The following is a 23,551-nucleotide window of genomic DNA, read 5'->3' on the forward strand; positions in this document are numbered from 1 at the left end:
AGAGTCGGGAATTCCCGACTCTTTTTAATAATTTTCACTCCTATTACTATTTAATAATTACCTGTCGATATTGGAATTCATTTCCAATACTTTATCCCAGTGGGCTTCATTGCTTTTCACGAAAGCTGTGCGATCCTTATTCGTTGCATATTGTTTCGCTGCCTCGTTAGTACGGAAAGTCAAATAATGAACAACATCATATTCCTTTTCGCCTCCTTCTGAATTTTGTACACGACCAGCCGAATAGGCTACGACGTCGTTGACATTATTTTTTAATACAGCAAAATCACGCATGTGTTTTTCGATGTCTTCCGAAGTTGTACCAGGTTTGAATTTGATACAAACAACACGCTGCGTTTCTGCTGGTTTGTGCGGAACATAAGCTCCGTAAATGATTAGCATAAAAATGCTCAGCAGAAATACTGGCAGTAAATATCCTAGTGTTTTATTTTTAGTTCTCATTATTTCTATGTCGGCTTAACCCTTAATTCTATTACTAAACAAAAATAAAACAAATAATTAACATTGCACTATTTTTATAAATAATATAATGTATTCTGTATTTTACGTATTTCTCAAAATATTAATTTGTCAAGTTTAATTCTGCGATATTTTATTTTGCAAACGCTGTTTTGCCTCTTTTGTCAGAAATGTAGAGGTAGGGATTAAAATTTAGTGAGATGATTTTTAAAATTTATGTAATACTGAAATCAAGTTTAAAAATTGGTTAAAACGTTACTTTTTTCGTGAAAACAAGTATAAAGCGGTGATAAATAGCAATGTTCACACACCAAACTTTATATGGATTCGTCAATAATAAGTGATGATAATTTTCGAAAAAAATTTAAAGTTTTTTTGAAAAAACCGATGATTTTGATTTTCGTGCTTCTCATTTTAACGCTTGAATCGGGATTTGGGCCTAAGTGGGGATTCTGGGCGCACAAAAGAATCAACCGTCTGGCTGTGTTTAGGTTGCCGCCGGAGATGCAGTATTTTTACAAAAAACATATCGACTATCTTACGGAAAATGCAGTAAATCCCGACCGGAGAAGATATGCCGTAGTTGGCGAAGCTGAAAGACATTTTATCGATCTTGATGTTTACGGAGATAGTGCGCTGGCAATTTTGCCCAAATTCTGGTCTGCCGCTGTTAAAAAGATAGGAGAGGACAGTTTAAGAAAACACGGCATTGTTCCGTGGTTTATTCAATCGGCGGCATTCCAGTTGACAGATGCATTTAAGGAAAAGGATACACGGCGAATTTTACGGATTTCTGCGGATCTGGGACATTACGTTGCGGATTCAAATGTACCGTTGCACACGACCAGAAATTATAACGGACAACTAACGGGGCAGGAGGGGATTCATGCATTTTGGGAATCCCGTCTTCCAGAGCTTTATGTGCAGGACTACGATTTATGGATTGGTCAGGCTGTTTATATTGATAATCTCGCCGAAACTGTCTGGAATTCTGTGAATCGTGCACATTTGGCCAGTGACTCCGTTTTTTTGTTTGAAAAGCATCTGAGCGAATCTTTCGATCCGGACAAGAAGTTCAGTTATGAATTGAGGAATAATTTCCTGGTGAGAACCTACTCTCAGGAATTTTCAGAACAGTACCATAACTTGTTAAAAGGTCAGGTCGAACGGCAAATGAAGGCGTCAGTTGAGATGGTCGGCAACTTGTGGTTCACGTGCTGGATAAACGCGGGACAGCCCGATTTGCGAAAAATGAAAGATTTCGCTCCAGATGAAAAGGAGAAAAAAGCAGAAGCCGCTGAACAACGGAGTTGGTTACAGCGGCTTCTGCGTATCAGGTCAGAAAGTGATGATTAGGCTTCTTTGAAAACTAGTTTTTTCATATACTCGGCGTCATTTCCAATACTTGTAATAACCGATCCCGGATATTCTTCCTGCTCAACAATAAATTGTGTGATACCGCTGTCGGAACCTACTTTTAATAAACTTGCAAAGTCGATCTCGCCAGTTCCCAAATCAACAGAATGTGGCTCTGGCTTGCTTACAAGGTCTTTAATATGGCAAAGATCGTAGCGGCCGGCGTACTTTTTCAAATGTGCAACAGGATCCTTACCCGCAGCCACGATCCACATCAAATCAAGTTCATAGTGAACAAGCGATTTGTCTGTGTTGTCAAGTAAAATTTCTTGTGGTAGTTTTCCGTCCTGCTCCTTGAAAGAATAATCGTGGTTGTGGTAGCCGAATTTAATACCAGCTTTCTGGCAGATTTCGCCTCGTTTGTTAAATTCATCCGCACGTTTTTTCCATTCGTCCAATGTTTTCTGCGGGCCGATATACGGTTGCAGCAAGTAAGAAATGCCGGCTTCTGAGGCTTCCGCCGCCGCTTTTTCCAAATCTTTTGTCGTATCTGCGTGGGTGCTTACAATGGTCATCCCAAGCTCGTCCATGTATGCTTTGAATTCCTTTGGTTTCATACCCCATAAAAATCCTTTGTCGCCGGCGTAACTTTCAATCTTTTTATAACCCAAACCAGCAATTTGTTTTAATACGCCTTTTGGATCTGCGGCAATGATATCACGCACACTATATAATTGTAAACCGAAATCCGGGATAGAAGGAGCGCCAGATGCGCCTGTCGACGAAAGGCTGGTTGAGTCGGTACTTTCGGACGATTTTTCTTTGGATCCACCACATGACGAGAGGGAGAAGGCCAGAGTGCCTGCGGCGGCAACACCAGCTGATTTTAAAAATAATCGGCGATTATAAGTCATAAAAAAGGTACTGTTAGGATTAAAAGGAAATTATTGTCTTGGTTTTAAACTGTATTTCCGGCAATTTTATTTTGATTTTTCGAAAGAGCTTCGGAAATATTTGACGCTTTCCGCCACTTCCGCACTGCTATTTTCCCAATGGTACTCATACTCAGCAGATATTGGCCCTTTGAATTTTTGACGTTTCAGCTCCAAAATAACCGCATCCACTTTGCTATCACCTTTTCCCCAGACAACATCATGGTATTTGCCATCGGGCGTGTCTTTCACCACATCTTTAAAATGAGATCCAAGCACATGACCGTCCAGCTTTTTCAGGCATTCCACAGGATCCAGTCCGGAACGAACCCAATGTCCAATGTCCGAACATGACCCAATAAATTTACTTTTTGCGGCATATTTCAGAACAGAATCCGGATGCCAGTAATGTGAAGGTTTCGGATGGTTATGAAGCGCAACATTAATTTTATACTGATCGGCAAGCGGAGCGATGTAGGCAAATTGCTCAGGTTTAGGCTCTGTATTGATATTCAGGATTCCCATATCTTTGGCAAACTCGAACAATATTTTCCATTCGCTTTCATCTTTTGCGTTCACAACGCCGAAGGCAGTCATCGTTATGCCGTGCTTCTTAAGAAGCGCTTTTACTTCCTGGCGTTTGGCGGCGTCCATTTTAAAATCCATATTGCCTTCCAAACCACCGCCCAATTTCTGCCCGGGAAATGCTTCTATATACTTCAATCCACAGCTGTCGATTTTGCGTAGGGCTTCATCGAAAGTGAATAAACGAAAGGTATATGACTGAGCGCCAAGTTTCCAACCCATTTTATCCTCGGGAGTTTTTTGGGCGAAAGCAGCAAAGCTGCATAAAACAAACAGCGAGAAAAGGATTGTAGATTTTGAAAATTTCATGAATTTGAATAATAATGTAAAATAAACACCTAGAAAAGTTCGGGTGTTTATCGAACTACTCAACATTCGTTAATTGTCTAAGTTATACAGCTTAATCTGGAATTGGTATATTGTACAAACCTGAGCGCAAGAATTGAAAAGTGACAAATAGCTGACCAAAATGTCTGGTGGTATGTTCTGCGGCGTGGAAAAGTAATCCTAGATGTGTTGAAGGAATTTGTGACCGGCCAACCATGCGAACTTCTAAAAGGGTTGCAGAATCAGTACCTTCTATTTGCGCGATTGTGCTGGAAATTTGCTTATTCAGATTTTCCAGTAAATCAATAAAGGTACAACCTGGAAATGGCTCCTCACTTTCCCTTTTGAGATATTGAAGCTGCTCCTCAGTCAGTGGCTCAGACCGCGCATAGGTAAGCAAACGATCCAGAACACCGGCAAGATGTTGCATATGAAATCCTACGGATGCGAGTCCTGCGGGTTTTTTCCATAATAATTCGTTTGGGAAGCTGTTGTCAAGAGAATTTATTTCCTCTTGAACCTGCAAAATTGCCTGCGCGACAGGTTGCAGCAGCGGAGGTATGTCAGCAAGCGGTCCGCGCAGCCAGACTTCGGGTTTTTGATTATTTTCCATCCTGAAAACAACAAAAAAAGGGACTCTTTTACAAGTCCCTTTTCAATTCATATATTGGTGTCAGAAATAACCAACTGATTATTTTGCAATATCAATCTGTACTGCTTTACCTTTAATCGTATTACCGTCCATTGCGCGCAATACTGTACGAGCATCACGTTCCGGAACGTCAACGAAAGTAAATTTATCATAAATATCAATTGCGCCGATTGTTTTACCAGGAATATTTGCTTCACCAGCAATTGCTCCAACGATATCACGAGGCATGATATGATCCTTACGTCCAAGACTTAGGAAAAGGCGAGTCATACCAGCTTCCGGTGCCGCTGTACGTTTTGCTTCTCCATCACGCTCACGTGGTTCACGCGGTGCACGTGATTCGCTGCCAGAACGTTCTCTGCTTGCAAAACGGTCACTTCCTCCACGACTTCCGCCGTCACGGCTTCCACCATCGCGGCTGCCTCTGTCGAAACGTCCGCCTGTTGCGCTTGAAGAGCGACGTTCGAAACGGTCATTTCCGCCTTCACGACGACCTTCTCCGCCACGTCTTTCTTCCCATGCAAGATTTCCTTCTGAGTATTCATTTTTCTGAACCCCCATAATTTGCTTAGCAAGAGCAGCAACAATTTGTTCTGTTGTGAAACCGCTGTGACGCAACATTTCCAGAACATCCTGATAAAGATCTGTGTCGCCTTCCTGAATTGCAGCAGAAATACTTTCTACAAAACGAGCCTTACGAACACCAACGATATCTTCATAAGAAGGAATAACGCCTTTCTCGATTTTTACTTTTGTATAATTCTCAATAGTTTTCAAACGGAACTTTTCGTCACGTGCAACCAGAGAGAAAGCTTTTCCGGACATACCGGCACGACCTGTACGGCCGATACGGTGTACGTAATATTCTTCATCCAATGGAATATCGTAGTTGATAACTCCGTCAAGACCGCTAACGTCAATACCACGGGCAGCTACGTCAGTTGCAACAAGGATGGTGGTTACGCCAGCCTTAAATTTGCTCATTACATTGCTACGTTGTTGCTGACGCAAATCACCGTGGATACCTTCTGATGCATATCCGCGAAGCTGAAGATCTTCAACGATCTCGTCAACTTTACGCTTTGTGTTACAAAATACAAGTAATGATTTTAAATGATACATATCGATCAAACGAGTCATTACTTCCACTTTTGCCTGTGGTTTTACTTCAAAACAAACCTGTTCGATATTTACGTTAGTCAGCTCATTACGAACCACTTTAATCAATATCGGATCATTTAGGAAGCGTTTTGTGATAGACATAATCGGCTTAGACATTGTAGCCGAGAAAAGAATCGTTTGACGATCTTCAGGCATGTCAGCCAAAATGCTTTCAATATCTTCACGGAAACCCATGTCAAGCATTTCATCCGCTTCATCAAGTACCATCATACGTACTTCATCAAACTTCAAAGTGCGGCGTTGCATGTGATCCATTACGCGGCCAGGAGTTCCTACAACAATATGAACACCTTTTTTCAACGAACGTATCTGGCGATCAATAGAATCACCACCGTATATAGCTTCAATTTTAATTCCACGTTGAAATTTAGCAAGTCTTCCGATTTCCTCAGAAACCTGTACAGCTAATTCTCTTGTAGGGCAAAGTATAAGTGCCTGAACAGCATTGCTAGATGTGTCAATACGTTCAAGTACAGGTATTCCAAATGCAGCAGTTTTTCCGGTTCCCGTTTGAGCCTGACCAATCACGTCAGATCCTTGCATAACAGCAGGGATACCTTGCGCTTGTATTGGAGAGGGTTTGGTGAACCCCATTTCAGTTAAGGCTTTAAGGATGTTTTCTGAGAGTCCTAAATCAGCGAAGGTCTCAAAATCTTCAATTGTCTCAATTGTTTCAGTAGTCATCTATCTTATTATTGTTAAATTCTTTAAAAATTATTTTTAAGAATTAGAAGTCAGTAGGTTGCCAGCAATATCAGACCCGATATCCTTCATGACGAATATCAAATACAATATTGAAAACCTGCACAATTTGAAATCATGTCTGATTGTTAAGGTAAACCGCGAAACCGGTTTGGTACAACAACGCTGATGACTTCGAGTATTTTAAATTTAAGGGATTGCGCTAAGCCCACCACAAGACATCCGTGGGGCTCTGCATGACGAAACGGGTAAAACCAACCAGGCGTTTTAAAGGTTGGTGGCGTTAAATAATAATCGCCGGACCGTGATATGAAGCAGAGAAGCGAACGGATGTTCGTTCTAATTTTTTTACAAAAGTACGAATTAATATTTAATATGCAAATCTCTGGGAAATAATAATTGTAATATTTTTAGAAAGCTGAGTCTACCGGATAGTCTAGCTTGCTGTAAATGATCCATTATCATGCAGGAAATAACTTTTTCTTTATGTCGGGCCACAGTTACTTTTTTGCATTAAGCCCGTATAAAGTAGCAAATCACCGAATCAGGTGAAAGTTTTAACGCAAATATAAAACACACTACAATGAAAAAGTACCTTTTAGGCGTAATGCTTGCCTGCGCTGGTTTATCTTCTTATGCTCAGAGCAATACAGTTCTTGTTTATGGAAATTTAGGGATCAATTCGAGTAAATCTGCTATGGATATTAAAACCAGCAGTTTCGAATTTTCACCGGGGGTAGGATATCAGTGGAATGACCACTGGACGGGAGGGGTGAATTTGAAGACAACCTCAGCAAAGACAGGTTCACCTGAGATCAAAACAACTTCTTTTGGTGCTGGCCCGTTTGTTCGTTATGCCTATCCGTTGTCGGATATTTTTGCAGTGTATGGCCAGTTGAATACCAATTTCTTGGCGGGCAAAACGGCTGGTGTAAAAATGAATGGATTTGAATCCACGCTTTTTCCAGCAATCGGAGTCAATCTGAAAAACGGGTTTGCACTAAACTTTAATTTCGGAAGTCTTGGTTTCGCAACCGGCAAAGTAAAGGGCCAGAATAAAACAAATAGTTTCGGCTTGAATTTCGGCAGCGGCGTGGGATTTGGGATGTCCAAAAACTTTGGCTTGTAAAAAACAAGGGCTGTATCGATTGGATACAGCCCTTGTCTTAACATTATATATAAATCATAACACTTCGCTCACCTCTGTATAAGATAAGTTCCAAGCATCGGAAACACCTTTGAAAACAATTTTTCCGTTTACAACATTAAGTCCTTTACGCAGTTCTTCGTTAGTCGCGCATGCTGCTTTCCATCCTTTGTTTGCGAGCTGCAAAGCATATGGAAGCGTGGCATTTGTTAATGCAAGTGTAGATGTATAAGGCACAGCACCCGGCATGTTTGCCACGCAATAGTGGACAACACCATCAACTTCATAGATTGGATCTTCGTGAGTGGTTGCATGGGAAGTTTCAAAACATCCGCCCTGATCGATCGCTACATCGACCATAACAGTGCCTGGCTTCATCAGTTTCAACATGTCGCGGGTAATTAATGAAGGAGCTTTTGCGCCCGGGATCAATACGCCGCCAATAATCAGGATTGAGCTTTTTACAAGATCACGGATATTGTATTCGTTTGACATCACCGTGTCAACATTTGCAGGCATGATGTCTTCAAGATAACGAAGACGCGCAAGGCTTATATCTACAATCGTGACATTGGCACCTAAACCTGCCGCCATTTTCGCAGCCTGTGTTCCAACAATTCCACCACCTAAAACCAGTACGTTTGCAGGTTTTACTCCGGCAACGCCGCCAAGTAAAATTCCAAATCCACCCATAGGTTTTTCAAGATATTTCGCACCTTCCTGGATTGCCATACGTCCGGCTACTTCGCTCATTGGAATTAGGAGCGGAAGGCTTCTGTCAGTTCTTTCCACCGTTTCGTAAGCAAGGCAAACAGCCTTACGTTCGATCATCGCATGTGTCAACGGCTCTGACGAAGCAAAGTGGAAATAGGTAAATAACAATTGATCTTCTTTGATAAGCGCATATTCGCTTGCAATTGGCTCTTTTACTTTTACGATCATTTCAGCAATTGCGTAAACTTCTTCGATTGAGGGAAGAATTACCGCACCTGCTTCGGCATATTGTTCGTCTGAGAAACCGCTTGCTTTTCCCGCTTCCGTCTGAACGTAAACCGCGTGGCCATGTTTGCGAAACTCAGTTACTCCGGCTGGCGTAACGGCCACACGGTTTTCATTGTTTTTGATTTCTTTCGGAACTCCGATGATCATAGTAATCGAATGTTTTATTTTTGGAAAAGAGTGAATCTTGTCTGGTTTGTAAAATTACCAGATTGAGGAAAAACATTCTTTTCTGATAGAAAAATATAGAAATAAAAACTATTAGATTTAAGTTTTAAAGAAAAATATTCTTTCATTTACCCCAAAATCAGCCTGAACTATAAAAAATTACTTTCTATGCAACTCGATACCACAGATCGCCGGATTTTGGAACTTCTGCAAGAAAATGCACAATTCACAATGAAAGAAATTGCGAGCCGGATCAATCTTTCTGTAACACCCGTCCACGACCGTATCCGTAAACTGGAAAGGGAAGGGTTTATTGATAAATATGTTTGCCTTTTAAATCGCAGAAAACTTGGGAAATCGCTCATCGTTTATTGCAACATAACACTAGATAAGCAGAAGCGTGAAAGTTTTGAAGATTTCAACCAGGCGATCGTTAATATGAGTGAAGTTTTGGAATGCTCGGTTGTTTCAGGCAATTTTGATTATATGTTGAAAGTGGTGGTAGAAGACGGCGAGGCTTATAATCAATTTTACCAGCATAAACTTTCTGCACTAAAAAGCGTGTTACACATTAGCAGTTACTTCGTAATCTCAGAAATAAAGTACTCGACCGGTATTTCTTTACGTTGAAGGATTTGGAGTTTGTTTGGTAAGCCGTGTTCAAAGTGTTGTTTATAAGCTCAGTTCGGATTGCAGATGCCGGTAAGCTGGCTAAAAATTAATAGAATGAATAAGAATTTAAAAGATGGTTTGAACCTGATGTCGAAAGTAACGCCTAAGCGTGCCTGGAACGCCATTCAGATATTAAGCAGTTATTTTTACTCAAAATCTACGGGTAGACCAGTTCATTGGGGTATGCCGATTGCAATTTCCTTTGAACCGACAACTTCCTGTAATCTACGTTGCCCTGAGTGTCCAAGCGGTTTGCGGTCGTTCACCAGGCCAACCGGTATGATGGAAGAAGCATTATATAAAAAAACCATCGACGAATTGGCAGATACGCTCTTGTATCTGATTTTTTACTTCCAGGGCGAACCCTATCTGCATCCTAAGTTTTTTGAACTGGTGCAATATGCACATGATAAAGGAATTTACACTGCAACTTCTACCAATGCTCATTATTTAACGGATGAAAAAGCAAGGAAAACTGTTGAGTCTGGCCTGGATCGTTTGATCATTTCAATCGATGGCACGACGCAGGAAACCTATCAACAATACCGGATCGGTGGAAAATTGGAAAAAGTGCTGGAAGGGACACGAAATATTATTAAGTGGAAAAAAGAATTGAAATCGAGCACGCCACATGTGATTTTCCAGTTTCTAGTTGTAAAGCCTAATGAACATCAGATTGAAGATGTGAAAAAGCTGGCCGAGGAAATGGGTGTGGATGAAGTGGGTTTGAAAACAGCTCAGATCTATGACTATGAAGAAGGTTCTGAGCTTATACCAACCATCGATAAATATTCCCGCTATAAGAAGGAAGAGTCAGGGCGCTTTTCAATCAAAAATAAGTTTGTAGACCATTGCTGGAAAATGTGGCATTCCTGTGTTATTACCTGGGATGGAGCCGTTGTGCCTTGCTGTTTTGACAAGGACGCAGAGTACCAGTTAGGCGATATGAAACGCTCAACTTTCAAAGATTTATGGCGTGGAAAGAAATATACTGACTTCCGTGCTTCACTGATTCGCTCGCGCTCAGAGATTGAAATGTGCAAGAATTGCACCGAAGGAACTGAGGTTTGGGCGTGAAACATTCGTCAATTTTCCAATTTTTAAGAAAATTAACAAATATTAATCTGATTCAATCGATTGATATTCAGTGATTAATCAGTTTTTGTTAAAACTGCGTGGAACATTTTTTGGTGGTTTGCTCCGAATAATTGAAATTTGGCACTGGTAACTCAAACAATTCATGGGCAAAGTAATTGCAATTGCAAACCAAAAAGGCGGAGTAGGTAAGACTACTACTGCAATAAATCTCGCTGCCAGCCTGGCAGCATTAGAATTTCGTACGCTTATTATTGACGCAGATCCGCAGGCGAATTCCACCTCAGGACTGGGATTTAATCCTCAGGAAATGCAGAACAGCATCTACGAATGTATGGTAGAGGACGTTCGTACGAGCGAGGTAATATTGGAAACCGATTTTCCTAACCTCAATCTATTGCCTTCGCATATAGATCTTGTCGGGGCGGAAATAGAAATGATTAACCTCAAAAATCGTGAGCAGCGCATGAAAGATGCGATTGCCGAAGTTCGTGACGATTATGATTTCATCATCATTGATTGCTCTCCTTCGCTTGGTTTAATAACGATCAATAGTTTAACAGCGGCAGATTCTGTCATCGTACCCGTTCAATGTGAATATTTTGCATTGGAAGGTCTGGGGAAACTTCTGAACACCATCACAATCATTCAGTCGCGGTTGAATACGAATCTTGCGATTGAGGGTATTCTTCTGACCATGTACGACCTTCGCTTACGTTTGTCGAACCAGGTGGTTAATGAAGTCACGAGTCACTTCGAATCCTTGGTATTTAATACAATCATTCCCCGAAATATCCGTCTAAGTGAATCGCCAAGTTATGGGATCCCTGTTTTGGCGCAGGATGCAGATAGCAAAGGTGCCATCAGTTATCTTAATTTGGCCAGAGAAATCCTGACTAAAAACGGATTGCTGTCAACGGATGCACATCAGGGAGTTAATTGATCAATTGTATTTAGGGGAGATCATAGCGCAGAATGGAAACAAGCAATAAAAATAAAAAAATGACCGGTCTTGGTCGAGGCCTGGGAGCACTGTTGCAGGACTCTGACAAGGTCAATAACACCCCGCGCCCAAACACGAGGCCGTCTTCTATGGATGCCGTTGGATCCATGAACGAAATCGAGCTGGACCAGATTGAGGCAAATCCTTATCAGCCAAGAACAAAATTTGATCAGGAGGCGCTTCAGGAATTAGCAGATTCGATTCGGGTGCAGGGAATAATCCAGCCGATAACGGTCAGGCAATTAGGCCCGGATCAGTACCAGCTTATTTCAGGAGAACGGCGTTTGCAGGCTTCCAGGTCACTTGGTATGCTTCGTATTCCTGCTTATGTACGTACCGCCAATGACCAGCAAATGCTGGAAATGGCGCTTATTGAAAATATCCAGAGGGAAAATCTTAACTCTATTGAAATTGCATTAAGTTATCAACGACTGATTCTGGAATGTAATTTAAAACAGGAAGAACTTGGTATTCGCGTTGGTAAAAACCGGACAACTGTCAATAATTATATCCGTCTTTTGAAATTGCCACCGGTGATTCAGGCTGCGCTGCGTGACAACAGGATCAGTATGGGACACGCACGTGCGATTATCACAATCAACAGCGATCAGATACAGTTAAAGATTTTTAATAAAATTATTGAAGAAGGCTGGTCGGTGCGGAAGGTAGAAGAAGAGGTTCGGAAACTAGGTATGATGAGCAGCATGTCTTTTGAAACAAAAAAACCTGTTGCGCTTAATCAGGAAATAAAGTCATTGCAATTTCAACTGTCTTCGTTTTTTGGAGCCAAGGTTTCTGTAAAGAGCAGTGATGACCATAAGGGTGAAATCAAAATTCCTTTTGGTTCGCAGGATGAATTGAAGAAGATTTTGGAAACATTGAAATTTGAGGGGAAGGCTTGAAAAAGTGGTTTTTAATCGGCATCGTTCTTTTTATCTCAGGTAGAGGAAATGCGCAGACTGTCAGACCGGATGGTGAGAAAGGAGCAGCTGTCAAAATCGTGGTTTCAGATACGGCAGCGATTGTGAAAGGGGATACGTCTTTGTTAAAAACAAACAAAAAATGGGTTCCTAATCCTAAGAAAGCTACTAAATTGGCGGCAATTTTACCAGGATCCGGGCAAATTTATAACCGTGATTATTGGAAAGTCCCACTGGTCTACGCTGCTTTTGCAGGTGGGACGTGGACGGCAATTTACTGGAATGTCCGTTATCAGGATTTTGTGAGAGGTTACAAGACCTTTTATGATCTCAATGAAGGTAGTGCAAAATACGGCCAGTTGAAAGATGGCGTAACATCTGATACCCGTTTGCCGGTATTTTATCGCGGAGGTATCTTAAATGGAGAACGGGTTGATTCACTTGCATTGACAGTCGACCAGGTAAGGAGAGAAAAAAATCGTTACAGACGTTTTCGCGAGACGGCGATTGTTTTCACCGTAGCACTTTACGCACTTTCCATTATTGAGGCAAACGTGGCAGCGCATTTAAAGACTTTTGACCTTTCAGAAGATTTATCTTTGAATGTAGCACCAAAGGTTCAGCAGCCAAATATGACCAGACCAACACCCGGCATTAGTCTGGTGTTTAATTTTAAGAGATAGATTATTAGTAAAGTATTGATTGGAATTTAAGTTTTTAAAATGAAAATATTATTGCTGGGTTACGGCAAAATGGGTAAGACGATCGAAAAGATTGCTCTTGAAAGAGGCCACAGTATTGCTGGAAAAATCGATCTTCAAAACCGGTCCGAAATGGACTCTTTGGGAAAAGATGATGTTGACGTTGCCATAGAATTTAGCTCACCAGAATCTGCTTATTCAAATATTACTTATTGTCTTAAAAAAGGATGGCCAATTGTATGTGGTACAACGGGCTGGCTTGAACATCGGACAGAAATTGAGCAGTTATGCAAAGCTGAGCAGGGATCGTTTTTCTACGCTTCCAATTACAGTATCGGTGTTAACCTTTTCTTCCGCTTAAATCGTCATCTTGCAAAATTGATGAATGGTCAGGGCTATCAGGCTTCTATGACTGAAATTCACCATATCCACAAACTTGACGCCCCAAGCGGAACAGCAATAACGCTTGCAGAAGGAGTAGCGGCTGAAAACAAAGCGGTGCAAGGATGGAAACTGGCTCCGGAAATTGAAGGTGGCTTTATCACGATCACTGCTGAAAGAGAAGGCGAAGTTCCGGGTACACATATTATCCGTTACGAATCAGACGTGGATACGATTGAAATTTCGCATACGGCTCATAACCGGGCTGGTTTCGCACTTGGTGCCGTGGTTTCAGCTGAATGGCTTCCTGGAAAACAAGGTGTTTTTGGCATGGATGATCTCCTAAAAAATTTAGATTAATACACGTAACGCTCAATAATTTCTAATATGGCTTTTAATAAGGGAATAAACTCTACGACATCACCAAAACATAAAAAATCGGCAGTCCGAGAGTGGTTCGACTCTGTCCTTTTTGCAGTAATTGCGGCTACGCTTATTCGCTGGCTGTTTTTTGAAGCATTTACAATTCCAACGCCTTCCATGGAAAATAGCCTTCTGGTTGGCGATTTTTTGTTTGTAAGTAAGCTTCACTACGGAACGCGTACACCAAAAACACCTTTACAGGTCCCATTGACGCACCAAACCATTTGGGGTACAAATATTCCTTCCTACACCGATGCTATTCAATTACCTCAATTTCGTTTACCGGGTTTCAGTGATGTAAAACGTGGCGATGTGGTGGTTTTTAATTACCCACCAGAGCTTCAACATCCGGTTGATTTGAAAACCAATTATATTAAAAGGTGTATGGGACTACCCGGCGATAAACTAGAAGTTCGGGATCTTCAGGTATTTGCTAACGGAAAAGCCGTTGAAAATCCTGTAAGAATGGAAAACGAGTATTTTGTTGCAACTACGACGAGCGTTAACGAAGCGAAAGTTTTTAAGGATAATGGAATTTCTGAATACAACTCTTATCAGGAAACATTCAACGACACGATTGCCAGCAACGATCAGTCGGGTTATCTGGTTTTCACGACAGTTGAGTTGGCGGCAAAATTAAAGACTTATGATTTCGTTAAGGGCGTTACTTTGGTAAAGGCTTCAAAAGAAATAAGTGAGCCGATGTTATATCCAAACTCTCAGCTATTCAAATGGAACCGTGACAATTATGGACCGATCACAATTCCTGCGAAAGGTATGACAGTTCAGCTTACTCCCGAAAACATTGCGTTGTATGGGCCAGTAATCAAAAATTATGAAGGAAAAGATGCTGTGGAGCTCGAAGAGAACAATGTAAAAATTGCTGGTAAGGCAATTACATCTTACACTTTCGATCAGGATTATTATTTCATGATGGGAGATAACCGCCACAACTCGGCGGATTCGCGTTACTGGGGATTTGTTCCAAAAGATCACATTGTTGGCAAAGCAGTATTTGTATGGATGTCGATTGATCCTGCACCAACCACTTTCTTCGGTAAAATCAGATGGAGCAGATTGTTCCGCGTGATCAACTAAGCAATATTGAACTAAGGAAAAAGGGGGAGGGATGCTAAATGCATTTCTCCCTTTTTTATTTTAATCCTCAATTATATAATAAAATTATATATAGTTGTTTGTTTATTATATTGAAATGTTGCAATATTGTATTTAAAATGTTGCTATTATGATAACCTTTCCGAAAAACAATACTATTGCCGAATCAATCAGTACAAAGAAAACCAAATCTGCGTTTCGGGAGTGGCTGGATTCAGTTTTTTTTGCCGTTATTGCTGCAACATTGATCAGATGGTTGTTTTTCGAAGCATTTGTAATTCCTTCTTCTTCCATGGAGCACACGCTTTTGGTTGGTGAGTATTTGTTTGTGAGTAAGCTGCATTATGGAACCCGTACGCCAATTACGCCGCTGCAAGTTCCGCTTACGCACCAGACAATTTGGGGAACCGAAATACCTTCTTATCTCGAATGGATTAAAATGCCTGAAATGAGGTTGCCAGGTTTTTCTGACGTGAAAAGAGGTGATGTTGTTGTTTTTAACATACCTTCTGAAAACCCGGGTGTTTATCAGAAGTATAGTAATGTGCTGCCAAATTTAAAACCGCATCCGATTGATCTTCGCACAAATTATATTAAAAGGTGTTTGGGACAGGCAGGAGATAAACTGGAAATTATAGCTGGCCAGGTTTACGTAAATGGTACAGTAAGTGAAAATCCAGTTGGTATGCAAAGTGATTACTTCATTTCATCCGGCACAGCAATTAATGAGGTGAATATTTTTCGAAAAAACGGGATCACTGAATATTCTCCATATACCGAAACCTTTGACGATACCTTACCAGGCAATGATGAGAATGGATATATCGTTAAAACGGCAGCTCAAACCGCTGAGAAATTAAAGTCCTATGATTTTATAAAACGCGTTCAATTGTCTGTCCTGCCAAAAGGGATAAAGGAAAGTTATCTTTTCCCAAATTCTGATTTGCTTAATTGGAACAAGGATAACTATGGGCCCATTGTTGTGCCAAAACAAGGAATGACAGTTGAATTAACCGCTTCAAACAGTGCCCTGTATGGAGAAGTAATTCAGTTTTTTGAAGGAAATCCAGACATAACAAATAACAATGGCGTATTAAGTCAGGCGGGTAAACCGATCACAAAATACACATTCAAACAGGATTATTATTTTATGATGGGGGATAACCGTCATAATTCTGCGGACTCACGCTATTGGGGGTTTGTACCGAAGGATCACATTGTTGGAAAAGCGGTATTTGTATGGATGTCTATTGATCCTGATCCTTTGCGTTTTATCGATAAGATTCGCTGGGACAGGTTATTCAGAGTGATTAATTAAGCAAAAAAGCTTCCCGGACCGGGAAGCTTTTTTGATATTTGAGAACTAAATATTACTCTTCTTGTGAGAATATCAATGCGCTGTATGGTGGAATTTCAAGTGCTGCGAAATTAGGCATATTATCAAAATCACCAGGCATTGTATTGATATCAAAAACGCCAAGATTTGAGAATTCCTGATCGTAATAGGTATTATCACTATTGAAGCGAAGTTTCCACAAGCCCTCTCTCGGGAAACCAACTTTGTAGTCATGAAAAGTTTCAGTTGAAAAATTCAGGACGACAACCACACTATCTTTCGGACCGCCATTTTTGTATCGGTGCATAACGATTATTTTCTTCTCGTTATCAGCACGTAAAATATGAACATCCTGACCTAACAAACCTTCGGTTACTCCATACCAGTTTCGGCGAAGATGGATTAAATCCCGATGTAAATTTGTATATCCTGAGAAAATTTCTTGTCTTGACCAATCAAGCGGATCAGTATCGGAGAACCATTTATCTTCCAAAAGAGGTTGTCCCTGGAAGATCATTGGAATCCCAGGAGAAGTCATAACAAGCGCAACACCGAGTGCAGCACGTTTTTTGGAGTACCAATTATTCACATCGCCATTGGCAATTTCTTCCGCAACCCTGGCCTGACCATTCGAAACTTCATCATGTGATTCAGTATAGATAATTCGTTGAAACGAATCGGAATTGTAACGACTGGTAATCGCGTGAACAACGCTTGGAATATTTCGATCCTGATCGTTGGCAGTTATAATTGCATCACGAACGGAATGAACGAATTCTGCATCCCATTGAGAACCATAACCCATACCATCGTTTTCGACGGAATTAGTCACCATATCCAAAGAATGCATATCCTCTGCGATGGTTATATGATTTGGGAAATTGTCGCTTATATCTTTATTGATCCACTGCATCAAGGAAATTCCTTCTTCAAGATCGTTTCCAGGGTTTCCGTCGGCTTTCACGTTTCTGATATAAACAACCATATCCATGCGAAGACCGTCGATGCGGTAATCACGCAACCACATCATGGCGTTATCATGAATATATTGTCTGACCTCGCCACGTCCGAAATCCGGTCTCGTTCCTCCCCATGGCGTTTCTGCCTTCCAATCGTTGTAGAAATAAATTCCTCCGCCTTCATTTTCCGACCAACCATCAAATCTCCAAAGATCAAGATCAGACGGGCCAAAGTGATTATAAACAACGTCCAAAATTACCGCGATTCCATATTCATGGGCCGCTTTTACAAAAGCTTTCAAACCGTCAGGTCCACCGTAGTCCGACTCAATTGCAAATGGATTGGACGGATTATATCCCCATGAGCGATCGCCCGGGAATTCGGTACTTGGCATAATCTCCACAGCATTGATACCTAAGCTTTTCAGATAATCTAGCTTCTCAATCGCAGTATAAAACGTCCCGATCTTATTTTCTTCCTTTGCGTTGAAGGTTCCGATATGCAATTCGTAAATAACCAGTTCATTCCAACTAGGCATCGCGTAATCTACATCTTGCCAGTCAAAAGTTGCATGATTATAAACAACACTATTCCCAACTGAATTGGTAACTTTTAAAGCATAAGGGTCATTACGCTGAAAATCGCCGTAAGGTGTTTTTAAAGCGAACTTGTACTCATCATCTTCCTTTGAATTCTCAACCAAAAGGCCCCAATTTCCATTTTCTTCTTTGTGCATTGGATGCGCCTCTACATCCCAGTCATTAAATGTTCCAATAATCGAAACACTGTCTGCATTCGGCGCCCATACTCTGTAATGAACTCCTTCCGGATGGCAGATTGCGCCCATCCCTTCAAAATTTTCTATGATGTCGGTGTTGTCTGTATTTAGGTTTTCCATGTAGGGATTTGACTTTTTGAATTTATGATATGTATGGCAAAATCTGTGCCACGTATATATCCTTAAATCGCGACGTGTATATATGTTTTTATACTGCGGAAAAAACTGAATTTGAATCAATATTTTATAATTTGCGATTCAAAACACACACTACTATGTTGGAATCACCGGAAAGTGAAAAGCTTTGCACGCTTGCTTTGGTCAATACGCCTGGCATTGGATCAGTCACTATACGACAGTTGATTAGTTACTGCGGAAGTGCTGAGAAAGTATTTAGATCGGATTATAAAACCCTGATTAAAATCCCGGGCATCGGCGATAAGGTTGCAAGACTTATACTTAAAAAGGACGGCATCGCGGAGGCAGAAAAAGAATGGAATGAATGTATAAAAAGCGGTGCTGATCTTCATTTTTTCTCGGATAAAACGTATCCCAATCGCTTGAAGTCACTTTATGATGCACCGGTGATGCTGTATTCGAAAGGTAATTTTGACTACAATAATCAGCGTACAATTGGCATTGTCGGTACCAGGCAAATTACTGATTACGGCAAAAGTGTAACTGAAAGTATCATAAAGGATCTCGTTCCTTTTAATCCTCTTGTTGTCAGCGGTCTGGCCTATGGCGTAGACATTACTGCGCACAGAGCCTGCCTTAAACATGAACTGACAACCATAGGAGTTATGGCCAGTGGGCTTAATGTAATCTATCCGGCGACACACCAGAAAACTGCTCGTGAGATGCAAGATAACGGTGGTTTAGTTACAGAAAATGCATTAAATACAAAACCGGATTTTATGCGTTTTCCAGCAAGGAACAGGATCATTGCCGGGTTGAGTGACATTACAATCGTGGTAGAGTCTGCGAAAAAAGGCGGGAGTTTAATTACTGTGGAATTTGCACAAAACTATCACCGGGAAGTGTTTGCGGTACCAGGAAATTTAAACAATCCACAGTCGGAAGGTTGTAACCAACTAATTCGGGATAACAAAGCCGCAATCTTCACTTCCGTGAACGAAATGGCGGAGGCGATAGGTTGGAATTTACAGAACAAAGAAAATGATTTGCGTGTTACTAATTTGAAAGATTCTGAAAGCGCTAACCTAGTATTTGACGGATTCACACAAGATGAGGGGCAAATTCTTTCACTTTTAAAACGGCAGGGGAGCATGCAGCTGGATGAATTGTCGTGGCAAAGTAGTATGCATCTGAATAAACTGGCAACGTTATTGTTAAACCTTGAATTTCAGGGAATAGTTAAATCCTTTCCGGGGAAGAAATACGGATTAATTTAAATAATGACAAAAAGTACAATACAGTTAATTAAACAGGGTGAGGGTTTGACTGTTGAATTTAAAAGGACAATAGACAGTCCATTTAAAATTGCAAAGACGATTGCGTCGTTTGCCAACACTTCGGGAGGTGTTTTACTTGTGGGGGTTGGTGATAATCGCGAATTGTTTGGAATCACTTCGGAGCTGGGTGAACTGGAAAAACTGGAAAAGGCCTGTACCGAATTAATCGATAAGATGGTTCCCATCAGGTTCAAATCCGAAAAGCTTGACAACAGGACACTTTTGAGAATAGAGATAGACGAAAGCCAGGAACGTCCGCATTATGCAATCAACGAAAAGGGGCAGAGAATGATTTATATCCGGGTAAAAGATAAAAGTGTCCCAACTTTAAGGCTGTTTATTGAAGGACAAAGTGACTTTGACACCCGAACCTTACTTGATTCCAGACATGTCAGAACTTTGGTTCAGTATCTAAAGGAATATGATTCGGTAACAGCCAAAGTGTTTTCAAGAATAATAAATATTTCAGAAAAGAGGGCAGAACGCTTGCTGAATGATCTGGCGGAGAAACAGGTGTTGTTGAGATTGAAAAAAGGTAAACCGGAATTATTCAGTTTAAAATGGGTTGAATAAAAGGATATACATAAAAACGGCTTTGAATCAAAAATTCAAAGCCGTTTTTATGTATTATCAATAAATTACTCAATACCAACAAGTTCCAGTTCAAAGATCAAATCCTGACCCGCCAATGGATGGTTTGCATCCAGAAGCACATGAGTTTCTGTAACTTCTTTAACGATAACCGGGATAACCTGGCCATTACCATCCTGATGCATATTTAGCGTGATACCAACTTCAAGTGGAATATCAGCAGGAATCTGGCTGCGCTCGAAATTTACGATCATATCTTCATTCAAAGGTCCGTATGCCTCTTCGTTAGGAATATGGATTGTTTTTTTATCTCCAACTGCCATGCCTGTAACGCCATCATCAAACCCTTTGATCACTTGTCCGCTTCCCAATAGAAATGACAATGGTTCACGTCCTGCTGAGGAATCAAACAGTTGGCCATCCGGAAGGGTGCCTGTGTAGTGTACCTGGACAGTATCACCTGCTTGTGCTTGTTTCATTTTGTTAGATATAATGGTAAAAAAATATATTAAGGTGATGCTTGCTAGTGTTTGAAAGTTTTTCTTATCAATAAGCTCTTGCAAACACAACACGCCTCGACGAAGGATTGCCTGAATAAATACAAACGCCTTCTTCATCTTCGGAATTTAAAGGAACGCAGCGGATAGTTGCTTTAGTTTCTTCTTTAATTTTTTCTTCCGTTTCGGACGTTCCATCCCAGTGCGCCAGAATGAAGCCGCCTTTGGTATCCAATACCTTGTTAAACTCTTCGAAAGTATCTACTTTATAAGTATTTTCTTCACGAAAGGCTAGGGCTTTATTATAAATCGATTCCTGAATATTATCAAGCAAAGCGCTGATGTGCTCGATGATACCTTCCAGTGAAACAGTTTCTTTCGTCTTTGTATCGCGGCGTGCGATTTCAACAGTATTGTTTTCCAGATCACGGGCACCCATCGCCAAACGAACAGGGACGCCTTTCAATTCATACTCAGCGAATTTGTAACCAGGTTTGTAAGCGTCGTTATTATCAAACTTAACACTGATACCTTTTTTCCTCAATTCTTTTGTTATCTCACTCACCTTCTCAGAAATCTGGGTAAGTTGTTCTTCATTTTTATAGATCGGAACAATCACTACCTGAATAGGCGCAAGTTTAGGTGGTAAAACCAATCCGCTGTCATCAGAATGTGCCATAATCAGCGCACCCATCAAACGTGTGCTTACACCCCATGAGGTACCCCAAACATATTCAAGTTTTCCTTCCTTATCCTGGAATTTAACATCAAAAGCGTTAGCGAAGTTTTGTCCGAGAAAATGGGATGTTCCTGCCTGTAGCGCTTTTCCGTCCTGCATAAGTGCTTCGATACAATAGGTATCCACAGCGCCTGCGAAACGTTCATTTGCTGTTTTAACACCTTTCACGACCGGAAGTGCCATCCATTCCTCTGCAAACTGAGCATAGATTTCAAGCATTTGTTTCGTCTCCGCTACCGCTTCCGCAGAAGTCGAATGCGCAGTATGTCCTTCCTGCCAAAGAAATTCAGTGGTTCTTAGAAACAATCTTGTACGCATTTCCCAACGCACCACATTCGCCCATTGATTTATCAAAAGCGGCAAGTCGCGATACGATTGAATCCAGTTTTTGTATGTACTCCAAATCACCGTTTCCGATGTTGGACGTACGATTAATTCTTCTTCCAATTTGGCTTCGGGATCAACAATTACGCCACCGCCATTTGGGTCATTTTTTAATCTATAATGAGTTACAACTGCACATTCTTTTGCAAATCCTTCAACGTGGGAAGCCTCTTTGCTCAGATATGATTTCGGGATAAATAGGGGAAAATAAGCATTCTGATGGCCTGTTTCCTTAAACATATCATCCAATGCGCGCTGCATTTTTTCCCAGATAGAATAGCCGTAGGGCTTAATTACCATACAACCTCTCACAGCGGAAGTTTCAGCCAAATCGGCCCTTTTTACAAGTTCATTGTACCATTCGGAGTAATTTTCACTGCGTGTTGGTAAGGCTTTACTCATTCTTCTTAAATATTATGTAATGGAAAGCAGTATGACGGTTTGTCAACTCGCTTTTTAATCAAGTTGCAAAGATAGTTTTTTATGTTAACTTTGGAATTAATGTCATAATAATGATGTTTTATTAAAGTCTGGTACAAAATTTTATGTATATTAGAGACAACATTATAAACTACTAAGAGCCATGGGGAGCATGAATAATTTAAAGTATCTCTCAGTGATGTTGCTATTTGGTGTTGGTGCCTGTACCAACAATCAATATGCATCTCAGGGGGGATATGATGACCTTTACGGAGGGAATCCAAATTCGGGAGAAGTAAGAAGAGATTCGCGTGCCAGAGGCGGGCGTTCACAAGAGGAGCTATCTCGTTCAAATAATCCTGATTATCAGGGGTCAGATGAAGAGCAACTAGCTGGTAGTGCTGATTACTACGATGATTCGTACCTTTCAGCAAGAGGTGTTCAGAGAAATTTGAACGATAATGTTGGTTACAATGCTGGATTCACGGATGGTTTTAATCAAGCTACACGTTTATCAGGTGGTTACGGTTTTAGCCCATATTCAAATTTTAATCCATATTTCGGAGGAAGCGGTCTAAGCCTTGGCTTGGGCTTTGGCTTTGGTAATATGTTTAGAATGAGACCGTCGATTGCGATGGGCTATGGTATGGGAATGGGTTACGGCATGGGAGGAATGGGTTATGGTATGGGTGGCTTCGGTTACTCGCCATATTCGATGTATGGTTACAGTCCGTTTGGATATGATCCATTCTACGGTGGTTTCGGTTCAGGGCTTTATGGATACGATGCATTCGGATATGGTGGTTATGGAGGCTACGGAGGATATGGGTACGGATATAACCCATGGGCTTACAACGCTCCGGTTATTGTTGTAAATAATACTGATCGCAGAGGATATTCAAGAACTTACGGCAATCGTGTTTCAGGCAATGGTGTGAGAGCTTCAGATCGTTATAACTCTAACTTTGTAAACACTCCGCGTTCATCGAATTCGGTTGGTCGCAGCAATGCCAGAACGTCTGGTGAATATACTGCGCCAAGGTCTAACGCACGTTCTTACTCGAACAGTGGCCGTGGGGTTTCTAATGCGAATGGTAATTCGAATGCAAGGACTTATTCGAGAGATAATAATTCAAGTGATGGAAATACTTATTATTCTCGTCCGCGACAATCATCAGGAAGTAACTATTCCAATAATTTGAATACTTACACGCCGCGGTCGTCAAGGACTAACAATAACGATTCCTATAGCGCACCAGCGAGAAGCCAGTCTAACTATTCTGCTCCTTCACGCAGTACGCAATCTTATCAGGCGCCGACCAGAAGTTATAACGATGCTCCGGCGAGAAGCAATAACACATATAATGCACCAGCGAGAACTTACAGTGCACCGACTTACAGTGCGCCAAGTAGCGGTGGTGGAGGAGGCGGTGGTCGTTCGTCTTCTTCGAGAGGTCCACGCTGATAATCAGGAATGATTTTTATACGTTGAAAATATAATTTAGACCCTGCAAAATGTCATATTTTTGC

22 protein-coding genes are annotated in these 23,551 nt (G+C 41.1%); 13 read left to right on the top strand and 9 right to left on the bottom strand.

What is annotated here, in order from left to right; translation table 11 throughout:
• Positions 1-57: 57 nt before the first annotated feature.
• The gene (locus L0657_RS09385; RefSeq protein ID WP_235150327.1) at positions 58-462 is read right to left on the bottom strand and encodes a Dabb family protein; all 405 of its coding nucleotides are present in this window, start codon (positions 460-462) and stop codon (positions 58-60) included.
• A gap of 405 nt (positions 463-867) precedes the next feature.
• Here L0657_RS09385 and L0657_RS09390 point away from each other — a divergent pair, with 405 nt between their 5' ends.
• Positions 868-1,836, top strand: coding sequence for a zinc dependent phospholipase C family protein (locus L0657_RS09390; protein WP_235150328.1), 969 nt, complete (start codon positions 868-870; stop codon positions 1,834-1,836).
• Here the strand turns inward: L0657_RS09390 and L0657_RS09395 are convergent.
• The 4 genes from L0657_RS09395 to L0657_RS09410 form a co-directional block, all read right to left on the bottom strand.
• Positions 1,833-2,750 (bottom strand): sugar phosphate isomerase/epimerase, encoded by a 918-nt coding sequence (locus tag L0657_RS09395; RefSeq protein WP_235150329.1) that lies wholly within the window; start codon positions 2,748-2,750, stop codon positions 1,833-1,835. The genes L0657_RS09390 and L0657_RS09395 overlap by 4 nt on opposite strands.
• Before the next feature lie 66 nt (positions 2,751-2,816).
• On the bottom strand, positions 2,817-3,662 hold the full coding sequence (locus tag L0657_RS09400; RefSeq protein ID WP_235150330.1) for a sugar phosphate isomerase/epimerase: 846 nt from the start codon (positions 3,660-3,662) through the stop codon (positions 2,817-2,819).
• A gap of 91 nt (positions 3,663-3,753) precedes the next feature.
• On the bottom strand, positions 3,754-4,293 hold the full coding sequence (locus tag L0657_RS09405; RefSeq protein ID WP_235150331.1) for a DinB family protein: 540 nt from the start codon (positions 4,291-4,293) through the stop codon (positions 3,754-3,756).
• A 78-nt stretch (positions 4,294-4,371) separates the two neighbouring features.
• A complete protein-coding gene (locus L0657_RS09410; protein ID WP_235150332.1) occupies positions 4,372-6,198 on the bottom strand; it encodes a DEAD/DEAH box helicase in 1,827 nt (608 codons plus the stop codon).
• A 601-nt stretch (positions 6,199-6,799) separates the two neighbouring features.
• Here L0657_RS09410 and L0657_RS09415 point away from each other — a divergent pair.
• Complete coding sequence (locus L0657_RS09415) at positions 6,800-7,345, top strand: outer membrane beta-barrel protein (RefSeq protein WP_235150333.1); 546 nt, start codon at positions 6,800-6,802, stop codon at positions 7,343-7,345.
• Between the two features lie 54 nt (positions 7,346-7,399).
• On the opposite strand, the gene ald is transcribed toward L0657_RS09415, so the two are convergent.
• Positions 7,400-8,512, bottom strand: a complete 1,113-nt coding sequence (gene ald / locus L0657_RS09420) for an alanine dehydrogenase (RefSeq protein WP_235150334.1) — start codon at positions 8,510-8,512, stop codon at positions 7,400-7,402.
• A gap of 186 nt (positions 8,513-8,698) precedes the next feature.
• On the opposite strand from ald, the gene L0657_RS09425 reads away from it, so the two are divergent.
• The 8 genes from L0657_RS09425 (at position 8,699) to lepB (L0657_RS09460) (ending at position 16,159) form a co-directional block, all read left to right on the top strand.
• Entirely contained in the window at positions 8,699-9,160 is a 462-nt protein-coding gene (locus tag L0657_RS09425) for an Lrp/AsnC family transcriptional regulator (RefSeq protein WP_235150335.1), read from the top strand.
• 96 nt (positions 9,161-9,256) lie between these two features.
• Positions 9,257-10,279 (top strand): SPASM domain-containing protein, encoded by a 1,023-nt coding sequence (locus tag L0657_RS09430; protein WP_235150336.1) that lies wholly within the window; start codon positions 9,257-9,259, stop codon positions 10,277-10,279.
• 163 nt (positions 10,280-10,442) lie between these two features.
• On the top strand, positions 10,443-11,240 hold the full coding sequence (locus tag L0657_RS09435) for a ParA family protein (RefSeq protein ID WP_090335931.1): 798 nt from the start codon (positions 10,443-10,445) through the stop codon (positions 11,238-11,240).
• A 32-nt stretch (positions 11,241-11,272) separates the two neighbouring features.
• A complete protein-coding gene (locus L0657_RS09440) occupies positions 11,273-12,202 on the top strand; it encodes a ParB/RepB/Spo0J family partition protein (RefSeq protein WP_235150337.1) in 930 nt (309 codons plus the stop codon).
• The gene (locus tag L0657_RS09445) at positions 12,199-12,903 is read left to right on the top strand and encodes a DUF5683 domain-containing protein (protein WP_235150338.1); all 705 of its coding nucleotides are present in this window, start codon (positions 12,199-12,201) and stop codon (positions 12,901-12,903) included. Before L0657_RS09440 ends, L0657_RS09445 begins: the two co-directional genes overlap by 4 nt.
• Positions 12,904-12,942: 39 nt before the next feature.
• Positions 12,943-13,662 carry a 4-hydroxy-tetrahydrodipicolinate reductase gene (gene dapB / locus L0657_RS09450; RefSeq protein ID WP_235150339.1) on the top strand — a complete coding sequence of 240 codons (720 nt, stop codon included), beginning with the start codon at positions 12,943-12,945 and terminating at the stop codon, positions 13,660-13,662.
• Positions 13,663-13,689: 27 nt separating this feature from the next.
• Positions 13,690-14,823 (top strand): signal peptidase I, encoded by a 1,134-nt coding sequence (gene lepB / locus L0657_RS09455; RefSeq protein WP_235150340.1) that lies wholly within the window; start codon positions 13,690-13,692, stop codon positions 14,821-14,823.
• Between the two features lie 148 nt (positions 14,824-14,971).
• The gene (gene lepB, locus L0657_RS09460; protein WP_235150341.1) at positions 14,972-16,159 is read left to right on the top strand and encodes a signal peptidase I; all 1,188 of its coding nucleotides are present in this window, start codon (positions 14,972-14,974) and stop codon (positions 16,157-16,159) included.
• A gap of 52 nt (positions 16,160-16,211) precedes the next feature.
• On the opposite strand, the gene L0657_RS09465 is transcribed toward lepB (L0657_RS09460), so the two are convergent.
• Complete coding sequence (locus L0657_RS09465; protein WP_235150342.1) at positions 16,212-18,035, bottom strand: alpha-amylase family glycosyl hydrolase; 1,824 nt, start codon at positions 18,033-18,035, stop codon at positions 16,212-16,214.
• 155 nt (positions 18,036-18,190) lie between these two features.
• Between L0657_RS09465 and dprA the strand changes: the two genes are divergently transcribed.
• Positions 18,191-19,330, top strand: a complete 1,140-nt coding sequence (gene dprA / locus L0657_RS09470; RefSeq protein WP_235150343.1) for a DNA-processing protein DprA — start codon at positions 18,191-18,193, stop codon at positions 19,328-19,330.
• 3 nt (positions 19,331-19,333) lie between these two features.
• Complete coding sequence (locus tag L0657_RS09475) at positions 19,334-19,963, top strand: helix-turn-helix domain-containing protein (RefSeq protein WP_235150344.1); 630 nt, start codon at positions 19,334-19,336, stop codon at positions 19,961-19,963.
• A gap of 65 nt (positions 19,964-20,028) precedes the next feature.
• Here the strand turns inward: L0657_RS09475 and L0657_RS09480 are convergent, their stop codons facing one another.
• Complete coding sequence (locus L0657_RS09480) at positions 20,029-20,460, bottom strand: peptidylprolyl isomerase (protein ID WP_235150345.1); 432 nt, start codon at positions 20,458-20,460, stop codon at positions 20,029-20,031.
• Between the two features lie 67 nt (positions 20,461-20,527).
• Entirely contained in the window at positions 20,528-22,003 is a 1,476-nt protein-coding gene (gene proS / locus L0657_RS09485) for a proline--tRNA ligase (protein WP_235150346.1), read from the bottom strand.
• Positions 22,004-22,193: 190 nt separating this feature from the next.
• Here proS and L0657_RS09490 point away from each other — a divergent pair, with 190 nt between their 5' ends.
• The gene (locus tag L0657_RS09490; protein ID WP_235150347.1) at positions 22,194-23,486 is read left to right on the top strand and encodes a hypothetical protein; all 1,293 of its coding nucleotides are present in this window, start codon (positions 22,194-22,196) and stop codon (positions 23,484-23,486) included.
• Positions 23,487-23,551 lie beyond the last annotated feature (65 nt).

This window comes from Dyadobacter sp. CY345 (assembly GCF_021502725.1).
GTDB lineage: Bacteria > Bacteroidota > Bacteroidia > Cytophagales > Spirosomataceae > Dyadobacter.